Origin of the sequence: Mesorhizobium sp. M1050 (genome assembly GCF_040318715.1) — a bacterium.
In the GTDB taxonomy this organism is placed as follows: domain Bacteria; phylum Pseudomonadota; class Alphaproteobacteria; order Rhizobiales; family Rhizobiaceae; genus Mesorhizobium.
Map to the genome: position 1 here is coordinate 1 of NZ_JAMYMV010000133.1, position 7281 is coordinate 7281.

Consider the following 7281-nt stretch of genomic DNA (forward strand, 5'->3'; position numbering starts at 1 on the left):
CCCACCTCACCCCCCGCGGGCGGGTTTGGATGGGAGCCGGGTTTATTTAGGTGGGGGCCCTGCCTGTACCCGGTCGTGGGGGGGAGTGGTGTCGAGCTAAGCGCGAGGGAGTGGGGGTCGACCTGGCGCGGCGCCAGACGATACATGTGCCCGCTTGCCATGCGCGCTATCGCTAAATGCTAAGCGTTCGCAAATGTGTCGATCCCGTAGCCGTAAACGAGGAGAAGGGAAACGGTGACACCGGCGGTCTCTTATTCCCACATCAATCATTTGCGCACCGCGCCGAAAGTGATGCCGCGCAGCAATTGTTTGCGAAGCAGGATTGTGAAGACCAGGATCGGCACCAGGAAGATCGTCGTGCCGGCCGCCACGGCAGGCCAGTCCTGGCCGCCTTCGCCGATGATGGTCGGGATGAAGGGCGGCGCGGTCTGCGCCGTGCCGGAGGTCAGGAGCGCTGCGAAGGCATATTCGTTCCAGGCGAAGATCAGGCAGAAGATGGCGGTCGCGGCGATGCCGGTCGTCGCCTGCGGCAGCACGGTGCGCCAGAACGCCTGCAGCCGCGTATAGCCGTCGATCATCGCCGCTTCCTCATATTCGCGCGGGATCTCGTCGATGAAGCCTTTCAGCAGCCATACAGCCAGCGACACGTTGACCGCCGTGTAGAGCAGGATCATGCCGAGAGCGGTGTCCGACAGGCCAAGCTCGCGGTACATCAGGTAGATCGGAATGGCGACGGCGATCGGTGGCATGAAGCGGGTCGACAGGATGAAGAACAAAAGGTCGTCGGCGAGCGGCACCTTGAAGCGCGAGAAGCCATAGGCCGACAGCGTGCCGAGGAACACGGCGCAGAAGGTCGAGCCGAAGGCGATGATCAGTGAATTGACGAAGCGCGGCAGGAAGTTGGACGGGCCCGCGATGACCATGTTGCGCTTGCGCGTGGTCTCGTCGCAGAAGCCGGTCGCCGGACCCAGCGAGTTGATGTATTCGGGCGTCTGTCGGGTCCGCGTCGTGAACAGGTTGCAGTAGCCTTCTAGGCTAGGCTGGAACAGGATCTTCGGCGGATAGGCGATCGAATCCGGCGGCGTCTTGAAGCTGGTGGCGAATATCCACAGCAGCGGCACGATTGAGATCAAAGCATAGGCAATGATGATCGCGCCGGCGATGCGCTTCGAGTTGACCGAGGGTGCGACGACCGAGTGGGCTGTGGTCAGGCTCATCTCTGCTTCACCTTGTTGAGCGCCTTGACGTAGATGTTGGCCAGCCCGAACACCGCGACGAACAGGATGATGGCGAAAGCCGAGGAATAGCCCGTACGCCAGCTCTCGAAGGCCTGCCGCTTCAGAGTGATCGAGGCGACTTCGGTGGTTGAGCCCGGCCCGCCTCCGGTCAACAGGTTGACCATGTCGAACATCTTGAAGTTCTCGATGCCGCGAAACAGCACCGCCAGCATGATGAAGGGCAGCGCCATCGGCAGCGTGATCGACCAGAACTGCCGCCAGTTTGAGGCGCGGTCGACCTCGGCCGCCTCATAGATGTATTCGGGGATGGAGCGTAAGCCCGCGAGGCAGATCAGCATCACATAGGGCGTCCACATCCAGGTGTCGACGATGATGATCGACCACGGCGCCAGCGACACGTTGGAGAGCATCTGGATATCCGTTGGCGGGATCCTCGTGACGAACGAGATGGCATAGGCGAACAAGCCGATCTGCGGCTCGTAAAGGAAGCGCCAGAAATTGCCGACCACCGCCGGCGACAGCATCATCGGCACCAGGATCAGCGTCGTCCAGAAGGCATGGCCGCGGAATTTCCGGTCGATCAGCCAGGCCAGCGTGAAGCCGATCAGCGTCTGCAACAGGATTGTCCAGAACACGAAATGCGCCGTGGTCTGCATGGCGAGCCAGATATCCTTGTCGCCGAGGATGCGCTGGTAGTTGGCAAAGCCGAGGTTCTTCACCACTTCGTTCGGGCGGTTGGCCCGGTAGTTGGTAAACGACAGGTAGATCGCCCAGAACAGCGGGAAGATGTTGATGGCGAGCAGCAACAGGATCGTCGGCGAGATGAACAGCCAGGCGAGGCCCTTGTCGCTGATGCCCCGGACCTTGCGGGCCAACGGTTCCGGGGTCGCCCGGGCAACGTTCTCCGCGGTCCGATTGAGCATGGTCAGTCCTGCTTCGGTCACTTGGTCGTCTCTGTCATGGAATTTATCTGAACCGCGTCCCGTGCCAAGGGCGGCACGGGACCAAGAGCATGATGCTGAAAAGTGTGCAGCGGTTTTCGGACGACATCATGGTCTCTCTTTTTTATCCCTGGAGGCGGATGATTTCTGGTCGATTCGACCTGAAAATCATCCGCCTCCAGGGGCCTAGCTCGGGAGGAGCCGATTACATCTTGCCATCGTCCTGGAAGACCTGCGTCCAGTCTTTGACGAGACCGTCGAGTGCGTCCTTGGCCGATCCCTGGCCGGCGACGACATAGTCGTGGAAGCGCTTCTGCGAGGCCTGCAGCAGCGGTGCGTAGCTGGGCTCCGCCCAGAAGTCCTTCACGATGGCCATCGAGTCGAGGAAGGTCTGTGCGTAGGGCTGGCTGGCCGGGAAGGCCGGATCCTTGACCACTGCGTTGAGGCAGGAATAGCCGCCGAGCGACCACCACTTGGCCTGCACGTCCTTGTTGGCGAACCACTTGATGTATTTCAGCGCCGCTTCCTGCTTGTCGGAATAGGACACCACCGAGATGCCCTGGCCACCGAGTTGGGCGAACTGCTCGCCGTCGGGACCCTTCGGGTTGACGAAGTAGCCGATCTTGTCGCCGCCGACATTCTCGTCCTTCTGCAGGCCGGGCCATGTGAAGGCGAAATTCATATGCATCGCCACCTGGCCCGATTTGAAGGCATCGACACCTTCGCCCATGTAGCTGTTCGAGGCGCCTGGCGGCGTGCAGCAATCATAGAGCGCCTTGTAGAACTCCAACCCCTTCACCGACTTGTCGGAGTTGACGAAGCCTTCCATCTCGTAGGGTTTCTTGGGGTTCTCGTATTGGAAGCCATGGCTGTAGAGTACATCCATGGCGCCCATGGTGATGCCTTCAGAGCCGCGCTCGGTATAGATCGAGGCGCCGTAGACGGTCTTGCCGTCGATCTCACGCTTCTGGAAGAATTCGGCGACCTGCTTCAGCTGGTCGAAGGTGGTCGGCGGGCCGAGATCCCAGCCATACTTCTCCTTGAATTCCTTCTGCAGTTCCGGCTTGGAGAACCAGTCCTTGCGATAGGTCCAGCCGACGACGTCGCCCATGGCCGGCAGCGCCCAGTAGTTCGGCGTGTTCTTGGGCCATTCCGAATAGCCGACGACGGTTGCCGGCACGAAGTCGTCCATGCTGATCTTCTCCTTGTCGAAGAAGTCGTTCAGCTTGACGTAGTGGCCGTTCTCGGCGGCGCCGCCGATCCACTGGCTGTCGCCGATGATCAGGTCGCACAGCTTGCCATGCGAATTCAGCTCGTTGAGGAACCGGTCGGCATAGTTGGTCCACGGCACGAATTCGAATTTCATGCCGATGCCGGTTTCCTTGGTAAAATCCTTGGACAGTTCGACAAGCGCGTTTGCCGGATCCCAGGCGGCCCAGCACAGCGTCAGGTCTTCAGCGTGCGCGACGTTCGAGACGGCTGTCGACGCTGTAATCGCCGAGGTGAGTCCCAACGCCAGTTTCAATCTCGATTTCATGCCTTCCTCCCATTTGCGAAACGCGTCCGGATGACGGTTTCAAAAGCCCTCAACCCCTCTCCTCAGGGGCCCAAACATGGCGGCGCGGCAGCGCGGCAGATGTTTAGTAATTTGTTTAGTGATGCAATTTTTACTAAACAAGGCAAGCGAATTCGTTGCTGCGCCGCAACATGCCGGGGGCGGTGTCTGAAAACGTTGGAAAAAGTGCTGCTCGCTCGTCGGGCGTTCGAAGCCCTGCAGCCGATTCGGATCAGGACGGAGCGGCGCCTCGCCTATCAGTCGACCCGCTTGGTGCTCACCATGACCGACCGGATCGGTGGCGCCGGCGGCAGCAGTTCGCGGATGTCGGCGAAGGGGAACAACGGCTCGAAGCGGAAGGCCTCGGCCAACGAACCTTGCGCACCGTTGCACTGACCGGAACGGAAGAGATTCTGCGTTCGGATGGCATAGACGAAGCGCTCCGGATCCTGTGATCGATGTGCCCGGATCGCCTTGACCTTGAGAGCGGCATGCGCGGAAATGTCGACATAATGCGTCGGCGAAAAACCGGTACCGCCCATCGTGTCGGCATGCAGCACCGGGACCGTGAACGACGCCGCGATGCGCACGCCGTCGGAAAGCGCGCGATGGTCGGCGTGATAGTCGTTGGGCGCATGCGTGATCGCCAGATCCGGCCCGGTCTCGCCGATCAGCATTTTCAGCGCACCGATCAACGCCGCATCGGCCACCAGTTCGCCGTCGGGAAAGTCGAGGAAGCGCAGCGTCGCCCCGAGCAGCGCGGCCGCGGCCGTCGCTTCTGCACGACGAACGCGAGCGAGAATTGCGGGACCGCTCGTGCCGCCCCTGGCACCATCCGTGGCTATGGCAAAAGTGAGTTCTGCGCCTTGCGCGGCGTAGGCGGCCATCGTACCGAACATGAAGATCTCGATGTCGTCCGGATGCGCACCGAGCGCCAGTATTTTCAAACCACTCTCTCCCCGGAAATGGAAAAACGTGCCGAACGGAATCCTGCTCGCCCTGATTGCCTATGCAAGCTATTCGGGCAGCGATGCCGTTGTCAAAAGCTTGGGCGGACAGCTGACGGTCTTCGAGATCGGATTTTTCATAACCCTGTTTGCAGGTTTCTTCCTCTTTTTCACGCGCCCAGCGGACGAACGCTGGCGTGATTTCTGGCGCACAAGACGGCCTTGGGCGGTGCAGTCGCGTGCGTGGGCGGGAATCGCTTCCGGCGTGCTTAGCGTCTATGCCTTCACAACCATTCCGCTGGCGGAGTGCTACGCGCTGATCTTCCTGGCGCCGCTCTGCGTCACCATTCTCTCCGTGGCGATTCTCGGGGAGAAGGTTGGCCCGTGGCGCTGGCTGGCAGTGGTCGCCGGCTTTGCCGGCGTCATGCTGGTAGTGCGGCCGGGGTTTCGGGAGCTTAACCTTGGCCACCTTGCCGCCTTCGGCGTCGCCTTCCTCGCCGCCACCAGCGTCATCCTGATGCGCTCGCTGGCGCAGCAGGAAAAGCGCACGACGATGCTGGGCGTGCTGGTCGGCTACGGCCTGGCGTTCAACGGCATCGGCGCCGCGGCCACCACGTTCACCGTTCCCGACGGAAAGCAGCTGGTGTGGCTGGTGATGGCCGGCGCCTTCACGGCAGGCGGACAATTCCTGCAGCTTCTGGCCATGAAATACGCACCCGCCAACCGCGTCGCGCCGACGCATTACTCGCAGATCGTCTGGGCGGTGATCCTTGGCGCGTCGTTCTTCCAGGAATACCCCGACGGGCTGACGCTGGTCGGCCTGGCGGTCGTCGGTGGAGCCGGCCTGCTGACCATGGTGCGCGAGGAAGCGCGGCTGGGTACCGTGCGCTGGAACCCGTTTTCCCGCACCCGGCTCTGAGCCGGCACCGGTTGCACGGCGACCGTCAGCGCTGATATGCGGACGCGATGACGACAAAGCCCTTGCCCGAGCTTCCTGTTTCCGCCGTGCTGCCGGCGCTGCACGAGGCGCTCGGCCATGGCAACAGCGCCGTGCTGGTGGCGCCGCCCGGCGCCGGCAAGACGACGCTGGTGCCGCTGGCGCTGCTCGACGCGTCCTGGCTGGGCGCCGGCAAGATCGTTCTGCTCGAACCGCGCCGGCTCGCCGCCCGCGCCGCCGCCCGCCGCATGGCCGAATTATTGGGCGAGGAGCCCGGCGCCACCGTCGGCTACGCAATGCGCATGGAGAACCGCACCTCGGCAAAGACCAGGATACTGGTGGTCACCGAGGGCGTGCTCGCGCGCATGATCCTCGATGATCCCGAACTGCCCGGCGTCTCGGCTGTCATTTTCGACGAATTCCACGAGCGTTCGCTCGACGGCGATTTCGGTCTTGCGTTGGCGCTCGACGTGCAGGGTGCGCTGCGGCCGGATCTGCGGCTGCTGGTGATGTCGGCGACGCTCGACGGCGCGCGCGTCGCCAAACTTCTGTCGGACGCCCCGGTGATCCAAAGCGAGGGTCGCGCCTTTCCTGTCGACATCCGCCATGACGAGCGCGCCGCTGGCACCACCATCGAGGATGCCATGGCCAAGGCGATCCGCGCCGCCCTTGCCGATGAGAGCGGCAGCGTGCTTGCCTTCCTGCCTGGCCAGCGCGAGATCGAACGCACCGCCGAGCGGCTGGCCGGCAGGATCAGTGCCGATACCGACATCGTGCCGCTCTACGGCATGCTCGACGGCAAGGCGCAGGACGCGGCGATCAAGCCGGCGCCTCCAGGCCGCCGCAAGGTGGTGCTGGCGACGTCGATTGCCGAAACCTCGATCACCATCGACGGCGTGCGGGTCGTCATCGATTCCGGCCTGTCGCGGCTCCCGCGCTACGAGCCGGCCAGTGGCCTCACCCGGCTGGAGACCGTGCGCGTCAGCAAGGCTTCCGCCGACCAGCGCGCCGGCCGTGCCGGGCGCACGCAAGCTGGCGTCGCCGTCCGGCTGTGGCGGGCCGAGCAGACGGCAGCACTCGCCGCCTTCACGCCACCCGAAATCCTCGAGGCGGACCTGTCCGGCCTGTTGCTCGACTGCGCCGCCTTCGGCGTCGCCGATCCGACAAAGCTCGCCTTTCTCGATCCGCCGCCGGCGCCGGCGCTCAACGAGGCCCGGGCGCTGCTGCGCGCGCTGGATGCCATGGACGAGGCAGGCCGCCTGACGGAAGCGGGCACGGCGATGCGCAAGCTCGCTCTGCCCGTGCGGCTGGCGCATATGGTCGCCGAGGCAGCGAGAAGCGGCCATGCCGACGAGGCGGCCACGCTTGCCGTGCTGCTCACCGAACGCGGCCTTGGCGGTGATGGCGCCGACCTGGAACGGCGACTGATGCGCTTTCGTTCGGAACGAACGTCGCGTGCCACCGCCGCGCGGCAGCTCGCCGAGCGGCTGGCGAGACAGGCATCTTCACCCTCCCCCTCAAGGGGAGGGTCGGCGAGCGAGCAGAGCGCAGCGACGCGAGGGAGACGGGGTGGGGGCGCCGATGGCGTGCCCGCCCCGCGCCCCCCCCCCGCCGCGGCGGGGGGCGCCCCCCCCCCCCCCGGGGGGGGGGGGGGCGGGGCCCG

At 64.0% G+C, this 7281-nt stretch carries 6 protein-coding genes; 2 read left to right on the forward strand and 4 right to left on the reverse strand.

The window, feature by feature from the left end; all coding sequences use genetic code 11:
• Positions 1-266 precede the first annotated feature (266 nt).
• The 4 genes from NKH57_RS32975 to NKH57_RS32990 all read right to left on the reverse strand — a co-directional run bounded on the left by NKH57_RS32975 (position 267) and on the right by NKH57_RS32990 (position 4681).
• Positions 267-1217, reverse strand: a complete 951-nt coding sequence (locus NKH57_RS32975; protein ID WP_023761527.1) for a carbohydrate ABC transporter permease — start codon at positions 1215-1217, stop codon at positions 267-269.
• A complete protein-coding gene (locus NKH57_RS32980; RefSeq protein WP_032907930.1) occupies positions 1214-2161 on the reverse strand; it encodes a carbohydrate ABC transporter permease in 948 nt (315 codons plus the stop codon). Before NKH57_RS32980 ends, NKH57_RS32975 begins: the two co-directional genes overlap by 4 nt.
• Before the next feature lie 223 nt (positions 2162-2384).
• Entirely contained in the window at positions 2385-3716 is a 1332-nt protein-coding gene (locus tag NKH57_RS32985) for an ABC transporter substrate-binding protein (protein ID WP_023761529.1), read from the reverse strand.
• 275 nt (positions 3717-3991) lie between these two features.
• Positions 3992-4681, reverse strand: a complete 690-nt coding sequence (locus tag NKH57_RS32990; protein WP_352950511.1) for a PIG-L deacetylase family protein — start codon at positions 4679-4681, stop codon at positions 3992-3994.
• A 28-nt stretch (positions 4682-4709) separates the two neighbouring features.
• Here NKH57_RS32990 and NKH57_RS32995 point away from each other — a divergent pair, with 28 nt between their 5' ends.
• Both NKH57_RS32995 and hrpB read left to right on the forward strand, forming a co-directional pair.
• The gene (locus NKH57_RS32995) at positions 4710-5600 is read left to right on the forward strand and encodes a DMT family transporter (protein ID WP_352485776.1); all 891 of its coding nucleotides are present in this window, start codon (positions 4710-4712) and stop codon (positions 5598-5600) included.
• Positions 5601-5647: 47 nt separating this feature from the next.
• Positions 5648-7281: ATP-dependent helicase HrpB (gene hrpB, locus NKH57_RS33000; protein ID WP_352950514.1), on the forward strand; the 1634-nt coding region annotated here is incomplete at its 3' end.

What these genes read in the sequence shown, in the direction of transcription:
- NKH57_RS32985 (WP_023761529.1), bottom strand. Translation starts at nt 3,716, where the DNA reads ATGAAATCGAGATTGAAACTGGCGTTGGGACTCACCTCGGCGATTACA.
- NKH57_RS32980 (WP_032907930.1), bottom strand. Translation starts at nt 2,161, where the DNA reads ATGCTCAATCGGACCGCGGAGAACGTTGCCCGGGCGACCCCGGAACCG.
- NKH57_RS32975 (WP_023761527.1), bottom strand. Translation starts at nt 1,217, where the DNA reads ATGAGCCTGACCACAGCCCACTCGGTCGTCGCACCCTCGGTCAACTCG.